Here is a 21,308-nt window from a genome sequence, read left to right as displayed (position 1 = left end):
CGATGAAACCCCAACAACAGTTGCAGATGCTGCTGGACGAGTTCGCCAGCAGCCAGGGCGTGGTACTGAAGCTGGAGAATGGCGTCTGCGCCTTGCAGGACGAAAGTGGTCAGGAGGCGCTGGTGCTGGAACTGCCGGATGGCAGTGATGCGTTGCTGTTGCACTGTCAGCTGTTCGCCATGCAGGATTATGGCGAGAAGCTGGCGGCCTGGCGTCTGCTGATGACGCTGAATTTTGAGATGAACGCGATGCGTGGTTGCTGGCTGGCGCTGGATGAGGAGGATTCAATTCGTTTGTGCAGTCAGCAACCGCTGGCCGCGCTGAATGCCAGCGGTTTTAGTCAGCTGCTGCTGGCGTTTATGCAGCAGGCGCGGGAAGCGCGCGAGTTAATCACCGAAGTGTTTGCCGGCCTGTAATCTGCAGACGGCGGGAACGCCGCCGCTTACATCAGCAAACGTTGTGGCAGGGCTAATCTGCCCGGCTACAACGAACTCAGCACATCATTTTTCAGATTAGTAATATGCTTGCGAATCGACTCAAGGCTTTTATCTTTATCTCCGGCCAGCATTGCATTCAGCAAATCCAGATGCTCGATATGATTCTCCTGCTGGCGATGCAACGGACTGTGCAGGCGGAACAGACGCACGTTGACCCGCAATCTTCGCAGCACCTGGGCCAGCACTATATTGCCGGACGCTTCTGCGAGGGTGTCATGCAGTTTTTCATCAAAGCGCCAGTACAGATGCTCTTCCTGATCGCTTTCAATCAGCAGCTGCAATTCCGCGATCAGCGCCGTCAGCGTTTCGTTGCTGATACGACCAAAGGCCTTGCTGACAGCTTCCGCTTCCAGGATCTCGCGCAACCCCATGGTATCAAGGTACTCCTTGATATCGACTGAGCGCACGGCATAAGAGCGTGCGCCGCGACGCTCCAGCAGGTTTTCGCCCGCCAGCCGCACCAGCGCTTCACGCATCGGCGTACGCGACACCTGTAACTCTTCGGACAGGCGGGACTCGGACATTTCACTACTTCCCGGAATTTTTCGCTCCAGAATCAACTCTTTAAGCAGCGCATAGACCTGTTCAGAAAGACTGGCTGATTTCATATACAGTGGTTTGGCTGCCATAATGGCAGACAGGGCGTGATCCTGGTAGTCAGTCATCTTAACGGGTTATCCAGTAGCAAAAGGTCAGGGATAGTTTACCGAATTATCCTTTTGAGGGGAAAGGGAGCGCGCAGTGAAGAAACTGCCCGTTACCCCGCTGACCGGTGAACTGGTTGTCGCGCCATACGATGTCACCGCGCGATAAGGTGATTGCTGGCCAGGCATGCACCTCTTTGCCCTCATAAGGGGTGTAATCAGCGGCGCTATGCAGTTGATCATTATGGATGGTTTTATGGCAATCCGTATCCCAGATAACCAGATCCGCATCGCTGCCGGGCATCAGGGTGCCTTTTTGCGGATAGAGTCCATACAGTTTTGCCGGTGCGGTGGCGGTTAAATCGACAAACCGTTGTGCTGAGATGCGGTTTTTCAGCACCCCTTCGCTCATTAGCAGCGGCAGCCGCGTTTCCAGGCCAGCAATGCCATTCGGCACCAGATCAAAAGACGCGTCTTCGCCGTGCAGTTTTTTCCCCTGTGGATCGTCATAATTAAACGGGCAGTGATCGGACGAGAAAATAGAAAAGGTGCCGTTGGCCAGTGCGTTCCATACGGCTTGCTGGCTGTCGGTGTCGCGCGGCGGTGGGCTACAGATGCACTTTGCGCCGTGGAAACTGTCGTCAATGCCGAGATCTTCCGCCGTCAGGAACAGGTACTGCGGACAGGTTTCGGAGAAGATATTTATCCCCTGCCCGCGCGACCAGTAAATCTGTTCGACTGCCGCACGGCTGGAGACATGCACCAGTAAAATTGGCACATCAACCAGTTCTGCCAGTGAGATGGCGCGATGGGTCGCTTCGCGCTCGCCAATCTGCGAGTGCGCGACCGCATGATAACGCGGCGAGATTTTGCCTTCGCTTTTCAGCCGTTCGGTCAGCCAGCTGATGCAGTCATCATTTTCCGCATGAATCATTGAGATGGCGCCCAGCTGGCGCGCGGCATCCAGTACATTGAGGATATGATGATCGGAAAGCTTCAGCGCCTCATAAGTCATATAGATTTTAAACGAGGTATAGCCCTGCTTCACCATCTGCGGCAGCTCAGCAATCACCGCCGCACTGGCATCGGTAATAATCAGATGAAAGGCGTAATCGATACACGCCTTACCCTCAGCGCGCTGGTGATAATCGGCCACCGCATCATGCAGGCTCTGGCCTTTAAACTGCATGGCAAAAGGGATTACCGTGGTGGTGCCGCCGCAGGCCGCCGACCGGGTTCCGCTAATAAAATCATCGGCGCCAGCCGAGCCATCGGTTGAGGGTTGATCGAGATGACAGTGGGCATCGACGCCGCCGGGCGTCACCATCCGTCCGTGCGCATCAATAACCTGCTTTGCCTGTGACGCATCAAGCGTCGCGGCAATCACCGCCACCTTACCGTTACTGATGCCGATATCACCCAGATAGCGCTCTGAGGCGGTGACGATATCGGCGTTCTTCACAATCACATCATAACTCTTCATCGCGGCGTTCCCCTCGCAAAGGTGGTGGTGATTCTCTGCAACACGCTTTTACGCACTGTCGGCGCGCTGGTGGTGCTCTGATAGGCTCTGGCGTAATGACGCTCGATTTTGCGCTGAATAAAGTCCCACAGGGTGGTCAGAATCAGATAATAGGTGGCCGCCACCATAAACAGTTCCAGCACCATAAACTGCTCCTGCATCAGGATTTGCGTGCGGCGCAGTAACTCTTCCATCGAAATAACTGAGGCGATGGAGGTGGTTTTTAACAGCCCGTTAAAGCTGTTGCCCAGCGAAGGCAGAATCAAACGCATGGTCTGCGGGAATATCACATAACGCACCACGCCCAGATGGTGAAAACCCAGCGCTTTGGCGGCATTAATCTGCCCCCGGGATAACGCCTGCACGCCACCGCGAATAATTTCCGCCAGATACGCTGCTTCGTTAAGCACCAGGCCAATGACTACCGCTTCAATCACCGTAAAACGGATGCCGATTTGCGGTAAACCGGTATAGATAATAATCAGCTGAACCAGCAGCGGCGTACCGCGAAACAGCCAGATATAAATGCGCGCTAACTGATTAACCCAGCCCCATGGCGACAGTCTGGCAAAGGCCAGTAATACGCCAAATAACAGACCACCAGCCATACCAGCCAGCGTTAACAGGACGGTGTTAACCGCCCCCATAAAAATAAAGTGGTTGGTGAGGTAATGAAAATACCCTTCCCAGCTCCAGCCCTGAACCATAATGATCATTCCTTACGTCTAAGATGAAGGCCCCTGCACACTAAAGGTTCCGGGGATCATTGCCGCGCCATATTTTTTAAATAGCGCTGGCAGGCTGCCATCCGCATTCATGTTGTTCAGCACCTGCGCCGTGGCAGCCGCCAGTTTTGCATCTTTAAAGGCGATGGCGACCGGGGTCGGCTCAAGGCCGGATATCACCTGTTTAAACATCCCTTTTTGCTGATATTCCGCCGCGACGGCATCAATACTGATCACCGCGCTGACCTGCTGCGCGCGCAGTGCCTGGAAGGCGACGGTAAAGTTATCAAAGGTCTGGATTTCAATCGGTTTCAGGTTTTTTGCCACCAGGTCTTTACTGATCTTTCTGATGGTATTTTCTTCAAAACCACCAATTTCCACACCGACGCTTTTGCCGGAGAGATCTTCGATTTTGCTGATATTGCTGGCGAGGGCTGGCTGCGTGGAAATACTGATCGCCTGGCTTTCATACGGGATTAAATACATCATTTTGGCGCGCGCCGGGGTGAAGAAAATACCGGTATTAATCATATCCCAGCGGCCACCCTGTAAGCCGGGCACCATGGCGGAAAACTCAATGCGGGTATAGTCGGGTTTCAGGCACAGGCGTCTGGCAATTTCTTCGCCTAACTCAATACGCATCCCTTTTAACTGGCCCTGATTATCGACATATTGCAGCGGCGGCAGCGTCGGGTTGGTCGACATTTTTAATGCGCCAGGGGTGACTAAATTCGCCCCCTGCAACGGGATGCAGTCGGCATAACTGGCGGCGGCAAACAGCAGGGAAAGAGTGGCGAATAATGAAACTTTTGCGTTCATAGACTTTCTCCGAAATTAAATGGGGTGGCGGATGACATTAATGAGCGACAGAGTTCAGAACGCCGAGTTTTTCTAATTCATGTCGCAGGATATGGTGCAAATCATTCGCCATCGGCAGACGCGGCGCGCGCGGGATACCGACATTCAGCCCCATCATTTCCAGCCCGGCCTTGCTGGCGGCGACGTAGTGCGGTCCACCGACTGCGCGCACTACGGGCAGGATCTGGTGATAGATGGCTAAGGCTTCATCGCGATTGCCACGATCAACCGCCGCTTCAAACATCTGCGCGCAGGCGTTGGGCAGTAAATTGGAGGCCACCGCGACCCAGCCGCAGGCGCCGAGCCAGAAAGATTCGTAGCCGAGGATGCCGGCAAACACATTCATCTTGTCGCCGCAAAGCTCGATAATGTCGCGAACGCGCGTGACCTCAAGGGTCGATTCTTTGATATAGCTGACGGTATCGATCTCCGCTAAACGCGCGACCGTTTTCGGCACCAGATCGACATTGGCGGTGGCCGGGTTGTTGTAAATCATAATCGGGATCGACAGCGCCTCGCCGACCGCGCGGTAGTGGGCAAAAAGCTCGTCTTCATTCGGGCAGCTGTAAAACGGCGGGATGATCATCACGCCATCTGCGCCCATCGACTCCGCTTCTTTGCTCAGTTCGACACACTCAGGCGTGTATTCCGCGCCAGTGCCCATCAGTACCGGTACGCGCCCTCTGGCGGTGCGAATCACCGTCTCAGTGACCAGTTGTCGCTCCTCGCGGCTCATCGATAAAAACTCACCGGTACTGCCGAGCGGGATAAGCCCATGAATTCCCTGCTCAATTTGCCAGTTAACCAGTTTTTCTAAAGCTGGCACGTCAATTGCTGAACCCTCTGTAGTAAAGGGAGTAATCAAAACCGTATAAGTACCGCGAAAGGTCGACATATTGAGTTCCTTGCGAAAATGCTTGCTGAATACCGTTTGTATACCGTATACGTAATGTATACACAAAAGAATACGGATCACAAGCACTATGGAAATCAAATCCGCTAACATTTCCGCTGCGGCTGAAACTTTCACCATCTGGTTTGATGGTCAGCCCGTGCAGGCACTGCCTTCTGAAACCATTGCCGCCGCCTTATCCCGCCAGAATATTGTCGCGCTACGCCACAATGAGCAGGGAGAAGCGCGTGGCTTATGGTGTGGGATGGGCGCCTGTTACGAATGTGTGGTGGAGGTGGACGGCAAACATTCGCAGCGCAGTTGCATGACGCTGGTCAGTGAAGGGATGCAGATCGCCAGCCGCCGTCGCGCGGACAGCCAGCCGCAACCGCTGGCGACCGCGCCATCGCTGCCCGCCCCGCCGCAACGCACCTGCGATCTGTTAATTGTCGGCGCCGGGCCAGCCGGATTATCCGCCGCCCGCATTGCCGCCCGCGCGGGGGCAACAGTGATTGTGCTGGACGAGCGGCCACAGAGTGGCGGCCAGTTTTTTAAACCGCTGGCGGCTTCGCATCTTATCGCCGGTAAACTGCCAAAGCAGTGGCGCGACGGGCAGCAGCTGCTGGCGGATGCGCAGGCCGCCGGAGCGGAAATTATCCAGCAGGCCACGGTGTGGGCGGCCTTCTCGCCGCAGGAAATTGCGGTGATTATCGATCAGCAAACCACACTGATTCACGCCCGGCAGCTGATTATTGCCACCGGCGCTTATGAGCGGCCAGTGCCTTTTCCCGGCTGGACGTTGCCCGGCGTGATGACCACCGGCGCCGGACAGACGCTGGCGAAAGCCTATCGGGTGGTGGCGGGCGAACGGGTGGTGGTCAGCGGCAATGGCCCGCTGAATTTACAGTACTCAGCCGAGCTGCTGGAAAGCGGAGGCGGTATTGTTGAGCTGCTGGAAAGAGCAGCGAAGCCGGGAATTAAGCATCTGCGTCAGATGCTGACGCTACTGAAAGTTTCCCCGCAACTGCTGCTAACAGGCCGCCACTACCTCAGCGTATTGAAAAAACACCGGGTGCCGGTTCACTGGGGGCAGGAGGTCGTCGCGGCCCATGGCAGTGAGCGGCTGGAAAGCGTTACCGTGATGCGCGTTGATGCCGACGGACAGCGTATCGCCGGATCATCACGAACCATCGCCTGTGATGTCCTGTGCCTTGGGCACGGTTTTATCCCCTCCACCGATCTGGCGCGCATGCTGGGCTGCGAACAACAACTCTCCACCACGCCTTTCAGCACACCGCTGATTAAAACCGATGAAAACGGCGCCACCTCTGTTCCCGGCGTCTATGTGGTGGGCGATGGCGCCAGGCTGGGCGGCGCGCAGGTGGCGCTGGCGCGCGGCACTCTCGCCGCCGTCAGTGCGCTGTCGGCACTGGGATTTACCACTGATGACAACGACAGCAGCAGCGCCAGAGGCGCTGTGCGCGGAGCTGAAGATTTTCAGCGTGCGCTATGGCAACTCTACCAGGCGCCGCCAGTCAGGCTGAGTTCGCTGGCCGATGACACGGTGATTTGTCGCTGTGAGAATATTTCGCTGGGCAGCCTGCGAACGGCCATCAGACAGGGAATTGATACCCCTGCCGCGCTAAAGCGTAATTTGCGCGTGGGGATGGGGCTGTGCCAGGGGCGCACCTGCTCCGGCATGGTGGTGCAGTTAGTCGAAGAAATGACGCAGCGCCAGAGCGATACCGAAGGCTTTTTTGCTCCGCGCCTGCCTGCCCGTCCGGTACCGATCTCGTTGCTGGCATTTGAAAAAAAGGAGTGGGGTGGCCATAAACCGGCCATCACGCCCAACCTCGCCCGTCCGGTGGAAACCTCGCCGCTGGCACTGCAAAAAACCGACGTGCTGGTGATCGGCGGTGGCGTGATGGGCAACTGCCTCGGCTACTACCTGGCGGATGCCGGTGCTGAAGTGCTGGTGGTTGAGCGCGACGATATCAACTTGCAGGCGTCCGGCGCCAACGCGGGCAGCTTACATGTGCAGTTGCTGTCATTTGATTTTGGCGCCAAAGCGGAGCAAGGCGGCGGCCCGGCGGCGCAGACCTTACCACTTGGCCCGCTCTCGGTGCAGTTGTGGCAGCAACTGGAAGCGGCAAGTGGTGAATCGCTGGAAATCAAAATCACCGGTGGTCTGATGGTGGCGGAAACCCCTCAGGAGATGCGCTTCCTTGAACAGAAAATCAAACTGGAACAGAGCTACGGTATCGATGCCTGCCTGCTGGATGCAACCCAGCTTGCCCGCTTATCGCCGCATTTATCCCCCAATCTGACTGGCGCTGAATTTTGCCCGATGGAAGGCAAAATCAATCCGCTGCGCGCCACCTATGTGGTCAATCAAATGGCACGCAATAAAGGCGCGCGTTTTCAGCGCGGCACCGATGTCATGGCGATTGAACCGCTGAAAAGCGGTGGTTACCGCGTACAGACCAGCCGTGGCGTAATTGAAGCACGGCGGGTGGTGAATGCGGCGGGCGCCTGGGCGGCCAGGATCGGCGAAATGGTCGGCGCTGCCATTCCGGTCAAAGGCGCACCGCTGCAAATGGTGGTAACAGAACGCGCCGAACCCCTGATCGATCATCTGATCGCGCACGCCGGGCGTCATTTGAGTCTGAAGCAAACCGCCCACGGCAGCCTGTTAATCGGCGGCGGCTGGAGTGCGGGCTTTAATCCGGCGATGCGCATGAATCAGTCACAGCGCGAAAGTATCGAAGGCAATTTATGGGTAGCGACCAGGGTGCTGCCGGCACTGGAACGCCTGCACATGGTACGCAGCTGGGCAGGTATGAATATCAATATCGATGGTGCGCCGATTATTGGTGAACTGCCAACTCAGCGCGGTTTTTACAATGCGGTGACCTCCAACGGTTACACCCTTGCGCCCGTCGTGGCGCACAGTCTCACTCAACTTATTCTTAGCGGCAGCAGCGATATCAATCTTGCGCCCTACCATATTTCACGCTTTAACTAATACAAGGAATGCCCGCCATGAGCAATGCGAAGCAAAATATTGCCCGCTGGATTGACAGCCATTTTCCCGCCCAGGTCGGAATGCTGAAAAAACTGGTGCAGATGCCCTCGGATAACCCGCCCGGCGACTGCACTCCCCATGCGCTGATGACCGCGCAGCTGTTGCAGGATCTTGATCTGCAGGTAGAAATTTTGCCGGTGCCGGATGAAATCGTGCAGGCGGCCGGTATGCGTAGCGCGACCAACTTAATCGTGCGCCACTGCTTTGGTCCCGGCCCGGTAGTAGCGCTGAATGCCCACGGCGACGTGGTGCCGCCCGGTGGCGGCTGGAGTAAAGATCCCTATGGCGCAGAGATTGAGGATGGCTGGTTGTATGGCCGAGGGGCGGCGGTGTCGAAATCAGATATCACCACTTACACGTCGGCATTACTGGCTTTAAAACACAGCGGTGCGACGTTAAACGGCACGATTGAGCTGCATATTACTTATGACGAGGAGACCGGCGGTCATACCGGGCCTGGCTGGCTGCTGGATAACGGCATAACCAAACCGGATTATGTGGTTTGCGCCGCATTAAGCTATTTCGTCGTCACCGCGCATAACGGTTGCCTGCATCTGGAAATTGCCATTGAGGGCAAATCGGCGCACGCCGCGTTTCCCGGCAGCGGCTGTGATGCGATTGAGGCGGGCAACCGTTTAATGACCGCGCTGTATCAGTATCGCGACTCTCTGGCGGCGCAGCACTCCGCCGTCGACGGCATTGATTCACCGACGCTGGTGATTGGCCTGGTGCAGGGCGGCATTAATACCAATGTGGTCTCCGATAATATGGTGATCCGCCTCGACCGCCGTATTATCCCGGAAGAGAACCCGGAAGCGGTGGAGCGGGAATTAATGGCGATTATTGCTGGCGTGCAACAGCAACTGACCGGTATCAGCTTTAATCTGCGCCAGATTCTGCTGGCCCGTCCCTTTACCCCTTCCGCACAAAGTCTGGCGCTGGCGAAAATCTTTAGCGATGAAGCGGAGCAGGTGCTGCAACAGCCGATTCCGCTGGTGGGACTGCCGCTGTATACCGATGCGCGACTGTACAGCGCTGCCGGTATTCCGACCATTATGTATGGCGCGGGGCCGCGCAGTTTTCTTGAGGCCAATGGCCACCGCGCGGATGAACGGGTGCATCTTGACGATCTGCGCCACGCGACACAGATTGTCGCCAACAGTCTGCTCACCCTGTTACAGGAGAAAAGCGCATGATTACCGTAACCCATTTATCGAAATATTATGGCCAGCATGCGGTACTGAAAAGCTGCTCATTAACCATCAACAAAGGTGAAGTGGTGGTGATCTGTGGCCCGTCAGGTTCCGGCAAATCGACGCTGATTAAATGTATTAATGCGCTGGAGCCTTTTCAGGGCGGCGAAATTGATGTCGATGGTGTGTTGCTGAGTGATAAAAACACCGATCTGCCCGCGTTGCGCCAGCAGGTGGGGATGGTGTTTCAGTCGTTTGAACTGTTCCCACATCTGACGGTGCTGGATAATCTGATGGTTCCGCAGATGCGTATCCTGAAGCGCAATCGCGCTGCGGCGCAGGCCAAAGCCGGAGAATTACTGCAGCGCGTCGGTCTGGCGCTGCATGGTGAAAAGTATCCGGCGCAGTTATCGGGCGGTCAGCAACAACGGGTGGCGATTGCCCGCGCGCTGGCGATGAATCCCAAAGTGATGTTATTTGACGAACCAACCTCGGCCCTCGATCCGGAGATGGTGGCTGAAGTGCTGGCGGTAATGGCTGAGTTAGCGGCAGAGGGCATGACCATGTGCTGCGTGACCCATGAGCTGGGGTTCGCGCGCAAAATTGCCGATCGCATCGTGTTTATGGATAGCGGCGAAATTATCGAAGATGCGCCGGCCGGGCGCTTCTTTACCGCCCCTGGTTCGCAGCGCGCGAAAGATTTTTTACAGCAGATTATCCATCACTGACAGCCTTATGGCGTTTTGATTGCGGGCGGCGAGAACGCCGCCTCTGCGCCCCCCTCTAAATCCAACCCCTTATCTGCGTTATTGCGACTCAACCAGAAAGGGGGGAAATGAAGGCGAAAAAAAACCCAGCCTGGTGAGCTGAGTTATTTTTCTGTTCCGGTGGCGGTTGGTGACCGCTGCAGGGAACGGCGCTGCTTGTACCTGCTAACTGTGAATAACTTTAACGCTGATTTGCGAGCCAGTCAACATTGCATCCATTGCAGCGGGATTGCAGCGGGTGTGGCGCGGTTTTATACTCTGCGCAGTTGGCAACCATACGCAGTTGCAGCCTCTGAGCAGTGGATTATAGCGCTGGCGCGCAAGTTTCAAATCCCGACCAGATACAGGTGGTGCTGTCCGGTTTGCTTCCACCTAAAAGAGTGCTGCTTGTACCTGCTAACTACTGGTACACGCGATAAGGGGTAACCCAAAAGCACTTGTGGCGTGTGGCGCTCTCCTGAATAAGGAGACAGCCGAGTGATAAATCTGACAATTATCCTTGTGGCGCTGGAGATAATCCACGTTACGTTGCAGATTATCGTTGTCATCAAGCAACTGACCAGACGCCCATAAGGGAAGATGGAACTTGAATAAGGCAGGGAGTTCACCACCCCTGCCTTTTTTCGTTTCTGGTCGGCTCTGGACAGCCCCCCAAATCACCTACTCATCCCGAATTTCAATCACCTCATCCAGATACTGATCCTCCAGCTCACGCAGCAGACGATAGACCTGCGCCACCGCAGTTAAGGTTTCGCGCGGAATATAGTCGCCCTCGCGGGTGGTACGGTACAGGGTGCGCGTCAGCCAGATAAAGCGAATCACCGGTATTTTATTGCGCTGCGCCTGGTCGATAAGCGCATGCGCTTCTTCGTCGCTGGCTTTAAACAGCAGCCGCGGCAACGGTGTCTCACCCGGACGATAATAGAGGCCGACAGCAAAGTGGGTCGGATTTACCAGCAGCATATCCGCCTCTTCCACCGCCACCTGACGCGGCGCTTTCGGCTCCTCATTCATCATTTCATTAGCCACCTGACGGCGGTGGCCTTTCATATGCGGATCGCCTTCGCTCTGCTTGTACTCGTTTTTAATATCGTCGTGGCTCATCCGCTGCTGCTTAAGGAAGAAGTATTTCTGGATACCAAAGTCGAGCACGCTTAATGCCAGCATCACCAGCAGCACCCGGCGCGCCACTTTAACAAACAGCGCCATCACCCCCTGCCAGAAGCCGTCGAGATTACCCAGCGCCAGCTGCGACAGGCCGCCCAGCTCCGGCTCAATCGCCTGCCAGACAATCAGGCCGATAATCACCGCCTTCACAATGCTGGTCAGTAACTGGGTAAACTGGCGCGCGGAAAACATATTCTTAAAATGGTTTACCGGATTCAGCGACTCAAATTTTGGCGCCAGCGCTTCCACCGAAAACAGCGGGCCAAACTGCACCCAGCCGCCAAGAACACGCAGCAGCACCGCAATACCGCACACCGCGCCGACAAAACCCAGCAGTACGGTCAGCGAATCGGTCAGCACCTCCTCCATCGCATGGTCAAACGGATCGCGCAGGCGCGCCAGCGGCAACAGCATCATCGCTTCCATGCGCTGCATACCGGTATCCACCAGCGCAAAAATTGCCTCCAGCACACCAATGCAGATCATCAGTTTCGGGATATCCTGGCTCTGGCTGACCTGCCCCTTTTTCCGCGACTCCTGCAGTTTTTGCGGGGTTGCGTCTTCGGTTTTTTCACTCATGGCGGGCTCCCTTTGCTGTCCAGCAGGGTCGGCAGAATATGGATCAGATCGCGCAGATCGTAGAGTCGCTGATCGGCCAGGTGATTAAGCAGCGGCAGATAGAGCACAAAGAACAGCATGCCGAGCAGGCACTTAACCGGCACCGCCAGCGCAGTCGCCTGCAATTGCGGACTGTAGATGCTCATAATGCCGATGGCGAAATCCATCAGCAGCATCAGCGCCACCAGCGGACCGGCGTACAGCACCATATCGGTAAAGGTGTCGCCGAGGATCTTCAGATAAACCTGGAAACCGGCCTCGCTGGGGAATGGCATCCAGGCGGTCGCCGACCAGAGATGATAGCTGTCCCAGATAATCTGGGTGATGGTGGAGAGGCCAAGACCGACAATCAGCAACAGGATAATCGACTGCTGCATCAGTTTGCCCAGCGGCGTGACGTCCGGCCCGAGCTGCGGGTTAATCTGCCCGCCCATCAGCGCGCCGCGCTGGTTATCAAACAGACCGCCGATGGATTCATACATCCAGAATGGCATCGCCATCAGCACGCCAATCAGCACGCCGATAATCAGCTCTTTCAGAATTAAACCAGTCAGCGTCAGCATATCGGGCTGCAACAGATCGATTTGCGGCTTGATCACCGGCGCCATAAACAGTGACAGCGCCACCACAATTGCGGTACGCGTCACGCCTTTTACCACGCTAAACGAGAAGATCGGCGTCAGCAGCATACAGGGGAAGATACGCGCCATAGCCAGCGCCAGCGCCAGAATAAAGTGGAAGGTATCGGTAAGCGGTGCGCCGAGCAGCATCAGGCAGTCGACATCATAGCGAAAGCAGCCTGCGCCAGCTGCATCAGTTCAACGCCGACCCAGCGGCCGGTCAGCGCCAGCGTCACCCCCACCGCCACCAGCTTGATGCTAAATGGCAGGGTCTGATCCTGTAGCTGCATCGCCGCCTGGATTAATGAAACCACCACGCCAACCAGCACCGCCACAATCAGCGGCGGCGCGGAGAGCATCACCACTAACAGCATTGCCTGGCGGAAAAGCGTCAGAATTTCCATATCGCCTCTATAAGTAGCTGTAGAACAGGCCGTCCAGCAGGCGCGTCCAGCCACTGATCAACACAAACAGCAGGATCTTCAGCGGCAGCGACACCGTCATTGGCGACACCATCTGCATGCCAAGCGCCAGCAGTACGTTGGAGACGATCAGATCGACCACAATAAACGGTATAAAGATCAGAAAGCCGATCTTAAAGCCGTTTTGCAGCTCCGACAGCACAAACGCCGGGATCGCCAGCAGCATATTATCCGGCTTCACCGTACTGGCCATTTCCGGCGGCCACATGCGCTGACTGTTCTCCTGCAGGTGGACCACAATGTCGGGATCGGTGTTATGAGTCATAAATTTTTTCAACGGCTCAATGCCGTTGCCCAGCGTATATTCCAGCCGTTCCATCGAACTGAGATCGAGAGGAAGCGCTTTGACCCGCTGCGACATATCGCTAAATACCGGCGCCATAATAAACAGCGTCGCCGCCAGCGCGATGCCATTCAGCGCCATGGTCGGCGGCACCTGCTGCACCCCCATCGCATTGCGCGTCAGCTGCAATACCATCGATATTTTCAGAAAGCTGGTGCAGATAATCATCATCATCGGCAGCAGCGACAGGGCGCCAAGAAACAGCGCCAGCATGATCGGGTTAAGCGGTCCCATCTCCATGCGCGTTACCTGCCCCCGCCCAGCGGATTGACTGCGCCGGGCAGCATATGGGTGATTTGCAGACCGAGCCGCCCTTCGACATCCACCAGCTCCCCTTTCGCCAGCGGAAAGTCGCCGTGACAGAGGATCGCTTCGCCAGGCTGAACATGCTCGACCATCACGGTGGATCCGGCGCTCAGCCGGTTCAGTTCGCCAAGCGTGAGTTTCAGATTGCCGCAGCGCAGGGTTAACGCCAGCGGCAGCGGATCAAACACCGACGCCTCGCTCTGTGGCTCAGACGACCACTCCTCTTCCGGCTGCGGCATTCCATCCATCGCATAATCATCGGGGGTCAAATTCACGTCAGTTGTCTCCAAATCGGTAATATAAAAGTGGGCGGAACGCCCCGCTTCGCTGATCAACTCCCCCTGCAAACTGAGGTGAGCAAAACGCAGCACACCGTTTCCGGCGGGGGAAAAATCGGTGGTGGTGGGCAGAACCACATCGTTGCATTGCAGCGTACGCAGCTGCTGTAGCGAGAACGACAGTGCGCCGAGGGTGAGTGGCAACGTCAGCGCCAGCTTATGCGCTGACGGGGTGTTCAGCGCTTGCCAGCCGGTTTTATTGAGTAGTAATGACAGGGTATTAAGAGAAATTTTCAGCTGACTACTGGCGCGCTGCTCGCCAAGCAGCACATTCAGCGTCAGCCATAAGCAGTCACCGTCATCGGCGACCGTATCCGTTACCGCAACGTGCCCCAGCAGGCAGCGCAGCTCATCGCTAAGGTATTGATTAAACAGCGGCCAGTACCACTGCTCGGCGATATCTGACTGCGGCAGCAGCGGACAGGCGGAAAACAGGCTGCATACCGCTTCGGCATCGGCAAGATGCAGCGTTCCCAGCCCACACTGTAAGGGTTGCGTCGGCACCGCAGGCGCGGAGGTCAGCGTCAGCTGGAGCCAGCCATGTTCACCGTTTAAGGCGTAGTGAAAGCGATAGCCCGCGCCGATCTGCTGGCGCAGACGCGCTTCAAGCTGGCTCTGCTGACGCAGCTGCAATGGCTTCATTATCCCTCCCCCCGCTGTTCAAAACGCAGGCGCACGCGGCAGGCCATACGACGCCGCAGCGATTCGCGGCAGCGCTCGTGGTGCGGCGCCAGCATCGCCAGCGCCTGCGGGGCAAAACGCAGACTGATATCCCAGCCCGCGCCGGTCGGCAGGCTGGACATCCGCGCATCCACTTCACCCAGCTTTGGCAGCAGCAAGGTCATCGATACCGGCCCGCCCGGCTGTCTGGACAACGCTTCGCTGAGTGGCGGCTCCAGCTGATGCCACAGCGCCATTGACGGCGCCGCGCTGGCGGCCTGCGCGGGTGCGGCGGGCATCCCTGCCGCCCAGTCAAAATGCGCGCCGCCCGTTGCCAGCGGAGTCTGGCTGTCACTGCCCAGCAGTTCGCTAAACAGCGACGCCTCCTGCGGCGCAGGCTCACTCTGCAGCGCACGTTTCAGCAGTGGCGTGTCAGCAGTGGATGCACTGCGTTCACGCGCGGCTGAACGCCGCGGTTTATCACTATGCTCGCTGGCGTGGCGTCCGCTTTTATCCAGCGGTTTTGCCATGGATTGATGAGCGGTATCCGCCTTTGGCTGACGCGCAGGGGTCTGCGGACGCGCTTGCTCCGCCTGGCGGCTGTCACGCTGTTTACTGGCCTGGGTTTTATCGGCCACGCGCTGGGCCTGCTGCTGTAATGGTGTCATTGCAGCCCCTCGCTTTCCTGCATCAGATACTCCAGCTTTTCCAGTTCGCGCTGGCGGCTGCGTGTTTCCTGCTGCGCCTCGCTCAGTCGCTGCTGCTGGTCGCTCTGCTGCTGCTGGCAATTGATCAGTTCGCGCTGCTGGCCGAGCACCGCATCGCCCGCCTGTTGCTGCACGTTCAGCGCCTGACGCAGATTTTCCTGTTGCTGTAATCCAATGGCAAAACTGTCGCGCAGCTGCTGGTAGTGCTGCTGATGGCTGACAAGCTGCTGTTGCGCCGCTTCGCTCTGGCTGTCCGCCAGCTGTAACGCCCGCTCCTGCTCGCGCTGCACCCGCTCACTGCGACTCAGACGCTGGCGGCGGATCGGCAGCAGCAGCGCAAAGGTTTTCTGCAACGCCTCAGTTTCGGAAACTTCAGGGATATCAGATTCAACGTTAATGTGACGGCGCATATTGGCTTACCTCCGAGAGTTGCAATAGCGTGTCTTCAAAGTGGGAAGGATCGTGCATTTCCTGACGCAAATAACCGTTGATCGCCTGCTGCGCATCCACCGCCGCATCGGTCATGGCGTCGTGACCGGGCTGATACTCGCCGAGGCGGATCAGCATCTCCACCTGTTGCCAGGCCGCCATCATGCGGCGCATCGAGGTGGCTTCGCCGATATGTTCGCGCGAAGTGACGCTGCTCATGGTGCGGCTCAGGCTGGCCAGTACGTCGATGGCCGGATAGTGGCCGCGCTCCGCCAGTTTGCGCGTCAGCACAATATGGCCATCAATCAGCGAGCGCACTTCGTCAGCCACCGGATCGTTCATCGAGTCCGCCTCAATCAGCACCGAATAGAGCGCGGTAATCGAGCCACGGTTAGTTTGTCCGGCGCGTTCCAGCAGGGTCGGCAGCAGGGTATAGACTGAAGGCGGCAGGCCGCCGCGTCCCGGCGGTTCGCCCAGCGCCAGACCGATTTCACGCTGGGCGCGGGCAAATCGGGTCAGCGAATCGAGGATCAGCAGCACACTTTTGCCCTGATCGCGCCAGGCTTCGGCGATGGCGGTGGCGGTAAACGCCGCACGGGCACGCTCCATACTGCTGCGATCCGAGGTGGCGCAGATCAGCACCGTGCGGCTGCGCAGCTCTTCATCCAGTTCATGATCGAGAAACTCACGCAGTTCGCGGCCACGTTCGCCAATCAGGCCAAACACGATTACGTCGCAGGGGGTGTTACGCGCCAGCTCCGCCAGCAAGGTGGTTTTGCCGCAGCCCGCACCGGCAAAGACGCCGACGCGCTGGCCGACGCCAAGGGTTAACAGGCCGTCAATCGCGCGAATGCCGGTTGGCAGCGGCGTATCAATACGTGGACGTTCGGTAGGTGGCGGCGCATCGCCCAGCACGCTGAAGCTGGCGTCACCGCTGCCAGGCATCACAAAAGCGCCGATACTCCCTTCGCTAATCGGACGACCAAAACCATCCAGCACGCTGCCCAGCAGGCGGTCGGAAACGGTGATGCTGTGCGGCAGAAACAGCGGCGTGACGCGCGCGCCCTGCGCGATGCCATCCAGCTGGCCCAGCGCCGACAACAGGGTGTGCTGCGGATTAAAGCCCACCACTTCCGCCAGCACGCTGCTGCTGTCGTTACGCTCCACGCGACACAGATCGCCGATGCGCGCACGCGGCAGGCTGCTCTCCAGCAGAATGCCGTTAATACCGGTGATACGACCAAACGCGCTGACCGGGGCAAAGGCGCTGAGCCGTTGCTGCTGCTGGCTGAACCAGTGATCGAGAGCCGCGGTCATTACCAGCTCACCTTAATATTGTCGCGTCCGTTAAATTCGATGCGGTTGCTGGTGATCGACACCAGACGCAGGTTGTCGACTTCATCGCCAATAAACAGCCGCTGCCCCTCATCGGTAACAATATTGGCGCGGGCGCCGGTGGTGATCTGCACGATGCGGAACGGCAGTTCGATCTTCAGCGGCGTCACCTGGTTAATCAGCGGCTCGGCGGTCATATAGTCGGCATTAAAGCGCGCCAGCATGCGGTTAAATACCAGCATCTGCTCTTTATTCAGTTTGCCCTTTAGCGTCAGCGTCTTTTTGCTGTTTACCACGCTGACCGCCGCAGCCAGATCGCGTTCGCGCAACATATTCAGCAGCGGCGCGCGCATCTCAGCGGGCGTATCCAGATGCTGGCGTCCGGACTGATTAATCTGGCTTTGCGCCACCGTCGGTTGCAGGATCCAGCTGACCACGGTAAAGGTCAGCAGCAGCGTCAGGCTTAACATCAGCGCGCTGATCCAGCGCGGAAAACCGCCTTTCGCTGGCGCAGCGGCCACCGGCGCCTCGTTCGCCGCGACCGCTTCAGCCACTGGCGGTGGCGTAAAGGCGCTCCACGGGGTGTCTGCCGCCGCCACGCACAGCCAGACGCCGCCAAGGGAAAATGATTCGCTGACCACCAGATCCTGCAGACTGCTGTCGTTTGCGGCCTGCTGTAGCTGCCAGTTCTCTTCATCCGGATGTAGCAGACGGTAAGTGCTGTCGATCGCCGCATCGGTTAGTTGCAGATCCGCCTCTTCCGTCGGGCCAATCAACCAGCTGTCGCCAAACAGGGGCAACGCCGCGCCTAAATGCAGGCCGGACAGTACGCGCAGTTCGAACATCATTAACTCTCCCAGCTGGTAAGTGAGTAGACGGCGGGATCGAGGTCAATGCGCCCGAGCACATTCACCGCCAGATTGGGTTGCAGCTCGGCAAACGACAGCACCGGCACCTGGTGATACTCTTCGTGGATCAGGGTGCGCATCGGGCTGCGCAGATCCTGCGCCACCAGCAGTACCGCGCTCTGATTGCTGTCGGACGGGAATGCCTGTCCGACTTCAGCAAGGATCGCCGTAACCTGCTCCTGCATCAGGGCAAAGAAAATCTCATTCTGCGTCTGGCGCAGCGCATCACGCAGCTGCTCTTCCAGCTCCGGCGTCAGCAGCCAGACATGCAGGCCATCCGCCTGCGCATACTGATAACAGAGATGATTTTTCAGCGTGATGCGCACCTGGTCGGTCAGCAGGTTGATATCGCGCTCATGCTGGCCGTGCTCGATTAGCGCTTCGGCAATCGCGCGTACCGAACGCAGCGGAATACGTTCGGCCACCAGCTTCTGCAACACGCTGGAGAAACGGGCAATCGGCATCACACGCTGCAACTCCTGCGACAGCTCCGGCTGCTCGGTCTCCAGCCAACCCATCAGCGCCCGCGTCTCCTGCAGACCAATAAAGTGCGGGCTGCTGGCATGAATGGCGTTTTCCATCCGCTTCACCAGCAGTTCACGCGGACTCCAGCGATCCACCTCATCGTTTTGCAGTAACGGATGTTCTGCCGGTAGCCAGATCAGATCGCCTTCACGCCTTAGCTCGTCACCAGCGATAACCTGCTCGCGATCGGCCTCTGCAATCGCCTCCAGCCAGCGCTGATGCACCGCCAGCATCGGCAGATTAAAGGTGCCGATCACCTGCGGAATCTCATATACCGAGAAGCGAAACTCATGCTCATCCTGATGCTCAAGAAACTCGATATCGAAGGCCGGTAAGGTAAAACCAAAGTGATAAACGATGCGGTTACGCAGACGACGAATATCCTGCACCAGCTCCAGCATCTCCGGCTGGCCACGGCTGGCGGCCGGGAAGTTAATCAGGTAAGGACGGGTCGGATTAAACTGGCGCAGATCCTCTTTGCCATTCAGCTCCGGCGGGATCACTTCATTTTCCATCTGCGGCTGCGCCATCCGTCCTTCCTGACGCACGCGCCACAGCTGAAAGGTGCCGCTAATCATCGTCAGCGCCGCCAGCACCAGGAACACCGCAGTCGGCATCCCCGGTAGCAGCGCAAACCCCACCATACCGATCGACGATAGGATCCAGGCTTTTGGCTGGCTGGTCAGCTGCTCGGCGATTTCGCGGCCAATATTGTTATCGACGGATTTTTCGTTATCGGAGGAGACGCGGGTAATGATCATCCCGGCGGTCAGTGAGATCAGCAGCGCCGGGATCTGTGCGATCAGGCCGTCGCCAATCGTCAGAATGGAGTAGACGTGCATCGCCTCACCGGCAGGCATCCCGAGCTGTAATACGCCGATGCTGAAGCCACCAATCAGGTTAATAAACAGGATCACCAGACAGGCGATGGCGTCGCCCTTAACAAATTTCATCGCGCCATCCATTGCGCCGAACAGCTGGCTCTCTTTCGCCAGATCGCTGCGTCGCGCCTTCGCCTGCCAGACATCGATCATCCCGGCGCGCAGATCGCTGTCGATTGACATCTGCTTGCCCGGCATCGCATCGAGGGTAAAGCGCGCCGCTACTTCCGCTACCCTTTCCGATCCTTTGGTGATCACTAAAAAGTTCACCACCGTCAGGATCAGAAACATCACCATGCCGACCGCCAGGTTACCGCCGACCACAAAGTTACCGAAGGCCGCCACCACATGACCGGCATCCTGCTGAATCAGAATCTGGCGCGTGGTGGAGATCGACAGCGCCAGACGGAACATGGTGGTGAGCAGCAGCACCGCCGGGAAGGTGGAGAACGCCAGCGGCTTCGGCAGGTACATCGCCAGTACCACCAGCAGCGAGGAGAGGCAGATATTCAGCGCAATCAGCATATCGATTAAGCCGAGCGGCAGCGGAATGATCAGCATAAACACCAGCGCCATGGCAAAGGCCGCGCCGACCACTTCCGAGCGCTGCATGGCGCTGATGGCGATTTTGTTGAGGATCAGAAAGAGAGTATTCATTACGAAGCTCTGCGCGCCAGCTGCTGCTGCTCAGCCTTCGCCAGTTCGGTAATAATGCCGCGCAGCAGTTGCAGCGCGGTTTTACGCTGATCGGGTTCTTTCCACAGCGAGTGCGGCAGCTGATGCACCAGCGGAAACAGGCAGCTAAAGAACAGTGACAGATGCTGGGGTTGTGCGCCGACCACCTCCTGACCGAGATGCTGAAAATCGCTGTTATAAGCGCCGTTATGGCTGAGTTGCAGCAGACGGCGGGTTAAGTCGACCGCGCTTAACGCCACTTCCGGCAGTTTATGGCTCATGCGTTTCAGCAACGTGCTGCTGGCCGCCAGCGTGTGATTAAGCTGACCGGCCTCATGCAGGCCGTGACGAATATGGCGTAACGCGCCAGCGGTAATCGACGGCGCCAGCGCGGCGATATCATCGGCCAGCGCGCGTTGCAGAGTGCGCAGCGTCGGCACAAAGTGGCGTGGCTCCACCTGATCGAGCAGCAGATCGAGCATCGCCATCGCCGACTGCTGATGCACGATACTGTTGTAGTAGAGATTGCGCAGCGACTGCTTTTCCGCCGGATCGCTGGTAAATTCGGCAATCGCCGACGCGGTATTGCTGCCGGCGCGAATGCTGTCGCCATGCTGTTGCAGCAAGTTGCTCAGATGCTGGCTGGCGGCATCGGCCAGTTTAGTGTCGCCGTCGCTGCTGGCCTGCTGCTGTACCATACGCAACATCACATCACAACGCGCCGGGTCGCCGCCCATCTCCTGCAACAGCTCTTCGCTGCTGGGCGCTGGCGAGCGCGCCAGCGCTTCACGCATTAATCCGAGCTGCTGCTCCAGCACCTGCTGTTCATTGCTGTCCATTAACTGGAACAGCTGATTAAGATGTTCCACTTTGGCCACCGAATGCTTATTACGCATCAGGTTGCTCTGCATCTGACGGCGGTTCTGCGCCTTGTTTTTACTCTCCATCTTCTCACTGAACATGGAACCGATCTCTTCCAGCGAATCAGCCTGCGTCTCCGCCCGCGTGCGCACATTATCCGGACCCCGGTTGGCATTTTTTGCCGCCGCGGCTTCAGTCCCTTTCAGTAGCGCTTTTAAGGTGTGCTGCATTGCGGGTATAGCGGGTTGCATTTTAATCATCGCCAGCGTT

General features: G+C 57.6%; 20 protein-coding genes. 4 read left to right on the top strand and 16 right to left on the bottom strand.

The genetic code is table 11. The features are described from left to right. Window positions 1–2 precede the first annotated feature (2 nt). On the top strand, window positions 3–416 hold the full coding sequence (locus J2125_RS14095) for a type III secretion system chaperone (RefSeq protein WP_017801026.1): 414 nt from the start codon (window positions 3–5) through the stop codon (window positions 414–416). Between the two features lie 65 nt (window positions 417–481). Here the strand turns inward: J2125_RS14095 and J2125_RS14090 are convergent, their stop codons facing one another. From J2125_RS14090 to dapA, 5 genes are read right to left on the bottom strand one after another with little or no spacing between them, the layout of a single operon-like run. Then, window positions 482–1,162: a GntR family transcriptional regulator gene (locus J2125_RS14090; RefSeq protein ID WP_017801027.1), complete on the bottom strand. Its 681-nt coding sequence runs from the start codon at window positions 1,160–1,162 to the stop codon at window positions 482–484. Between the two features lie 46 nt (window positions 1,163–1,208). After that, window positions 1,209–2,624, bottom strand: coding sequence for a dihydropyrimidinase (hydA, locus tag J2125_RS14085; protein ID WP_017801028.1), 1,416 nt, complete (start codon window positions 2,622–2,624; stop codon window positions 1,209–1,211). Then, window positions 2,621–3,370 carry an amino acid ABC transporter permease gene (locus J2125_RS14080; protein ID WP_017801029.1) on the bottom strand — a complete coding sequence of 250 codons (750 nt, stop codon included), beginning with the start codon at window positions 3,368–3,370 and terminating at the stop codon, window positions 2,621–2,623. The genes hydA and J2125_RS14080 overlap by 4 nt, the downstream gene beginning before the upstream one ends. Window positions 3,371–3,388: 18 nt before the next feature. Continuing rightward, window positions 3,389–4,207, bottom strand: a complete 819-nt coding sequence (locus tag J2125_RS14075) for an ABC transporter substrate-binding protein (RefSeq protein ID WP_017801030.1) — start codon at window positions 4,205–4,207, stop codon at window positions 3,389–3,391. 37 nt (window positions 4,208–4,244) lie between these two features. After that, window positions 4,245–5,141: a 4-hydroxy-tetrahydrodipicolinate synthase gene (gene dapA / locus J2125_RS14070; protein ID WP_017801031.1), complete on the bottom strand. Its 897-nt coding sequence runs from the start codon at window positions 5,139–5,141 to the stop codon at window positions 4,245–4,247. Window positions 5,142–5,229: 88 nt separating this feature from the next. Between dapA and J2125_RS14065 the strand changes: the two genes are divergently transcribed. Genes J2125_RS14065 through J2125_RS14055 form a run of 3 tightly spaced genes read left to right on the top strand, consistent with a single transcriptional unit; the run spans window position 5,230 to window position 10,144 of the window. Further along, window positions 5,230–8,163, top strand: a complete 2,934-nt coding sequence (locus tag J2125_RS14065; RefSeq protein ID WP_017801032.1) for an FAD-dependent oxidoreductase — start codon at window positions 5,230–5,232, stop codon at window positions 8,161–8,163. A 17-nt stretch (window positions 8,164–8,180) separates the two neighbouring features. After that, entirely contained in the window at window positions 8,181–9,419 is a 1,239-nt protein-coding gene (locus tag J2125_RS14060) for a M20/M25/M40 family metallo-hydrolase (RefSeq protein ID WP_017801033.1), read from the top strand. Continuing rightward, window positions 9,416–10,144 carry an amino acid ABC transporter ATP-binding protein gene (locus J2125_RS14055; protein WP_017801034.1) on the top strand — a complete coding sequence of 243 codons (729 nt, stop codon included), beginning with the start codon at window positions 9,416–9,418 and terminating at the stop codon, window positions 10,142–10,144. The genes J2125_RS14060 and J2125_RS14055 overlap by 4 nt, the downstream gene beginning before the upstream one ends. A gap of 699 nt (window positions 10,145–10,843) precedes the next feature. On the opposite strand, the gene sctU is transcribed toward J2125_RS14055, so the two are convergent. From sctU to sctW, 11 genes are read right to left on the bottom strand one after another with little or no spacing between them, the layout of a single operon-like run. Beyond that, complete coding sequence (gene sctU, locus J2125_RS14050) at window positions 10,844–11,929, bottom strand: type III secretion system export apparatus subunit SctU (protein WP_017801036.1); 1,086 nt, start codon at window positions 11,927–11,929, stop codon at window positions 10,844–10,846. Then, window positions 11,926–12,738: a type III secretion system export apparatus subunit SctT gene (gene sctT, locus J2125_RS14045; protein WP_017801037.1), complete on the bottom strand. Its 813-nt coding sequence runs from the start codon at window positions 12,736–12,738 to the stop codon at window positions 11,926–11,928. Before sctT ends, sctU begins: the two co-directional genes overlap by 4 nt. Further along, entirely contained in the window at window positions 12,738–12,992 is a 255-nt protein-coding gene (sctS, locus tag J2125_RS14040; protein WP_017801038.1) for a type III secretion system export apparatus subunit SctS, read from the bottom strand. The genes sctT and sctS overlap by 1 nt, the downstream gene beginning before the upstream one ends. A 7-nt stretch (window positions 12,993–12,999) precedes the next feature. Then, window positions 13,000–13,653 carry a type III secretion system export apparatus subunit SctR gene (gene sctR, locus J2125_RS14035; RefSeq protein ID WP_017801039.1) on the bottom strand — a complete coding sequence of 218 codons (654 nt, stop codon included), beginning with the start codon at window positions 13,651–13,653 and terminating at the stop codon, window positions 13,000–13,002. Between the two features lie 5 nt (window positions 13,654–13,658). Continuing rightward, complete coding sequence (locus tag J2125_RS14030) at window positions 13,659–14,699, bottom strand: FliM/FliN family flagellar motor switch protein (protein ID WP_017801040.1); 1,041 nt, start codon at window positions 14,697–14,699, stop codon at window positions 13,659–13,661. Further along, window positions 14,699–15,385 (bottom strand): type III secretion system HrpP C-terminal domain-containing protein, encoded by a 687-nt coding sequence (locus J2125_RS14025; protein WP_017801041.1) that lies wholly within the window; start codon window positions 15,383–15,385, stop codon window positions 14,699–14,701. Before J2125_RS14025 ends, J2125_RS14030 begins: the two co-directional genes overlap by 1 nt. Further along, window positions 15,382–15,834 carry a hypothetical protein gene (locus J2125_RS14020; RefSeq protein WP_017801042.1) on the bottom strand — a complete coding sequence of 151 codons (453 nt, stop codon included), beginning with the start codon at window positions 15,832–15,834 and terminating at the stop codon, window positions 15,382–15,384. The genes J2125_RS14025 and J2125_RS14020 overlap by 4 nt, the downstream gene beginning before the upstream one ends. Beyond that, entirely contained in the window at window positions 15,818–17,176 is a 1,359-nt protein-coding gene (sctN, locus tag J2125_RS14015; protein WP_026111683.1) for a type III secretion system ATPase SctN, read from the bottom strand. Before sctN ends, J2125_RS14020 begins: the two co-directional genes overlap by 17 nt. Next, window positions 17,170–18,036 (bottom strand): FHA domain-containing protein, encoded by an 867-nt coding sequence (locus J2125_RS14010; RefSeq protein WP_017801044.1) that lies wholly within the window; start codon window positions 18,034–18,036, stop codon window positions 17,170–17,172. Before J2125_RS14010 ends, sctN begins: the two co-directional genes overlap by 7 nt. Beyond that, window positions 18,036–20,159 carry a type III secretion system export apparatus subunit SctV gene (gene sctV, locus J2125_RS14005; protein ID WP_017801045.1) on the bottom strand — a complete coding sequence of 708 codons (2,124 nt, stop codon included), beginning with the start codon at window positions 20,157–20,159 and terminating at the stop codon, window positions 18,036–18,038. Before sctV ends, J2125_RS14010 begins: the two co-directional genes overlap by 1 nt. Continuing rightward, window positions 20,159–21,298: a type III secretion system gatekeeper subunit SctW gene (sctW, locus tag J2125_RS14000; RefSeq protein WP_017801046.1), complete on the bottom strand. Its 1,140-nt coding sequence runs from the start codon at window positions 21,296–21,298 to the stop codon at window positions 20,159–20,161. The genes sctV and sctW overlap by 1 nt, the downstream gene beginning before the upstream one ends. Window positions 21,299–21,308 lie beyond the last annotated feature (10 nt).

This window comes from Winslowiella toletana (genome assembly GCF_017875465.1).
Lineage (GTDB): Bacteria > Pseudomonadota > Gammaproteobacteria > Enterobacterales > Enterobacteriaceae > Erwinia > Erwinia toletana.
The sequence above is the reverse complement of the archived record's forward strand: the minus strand, read 5'-3'. Positions and strand labels throughout refer to the sequence as shown.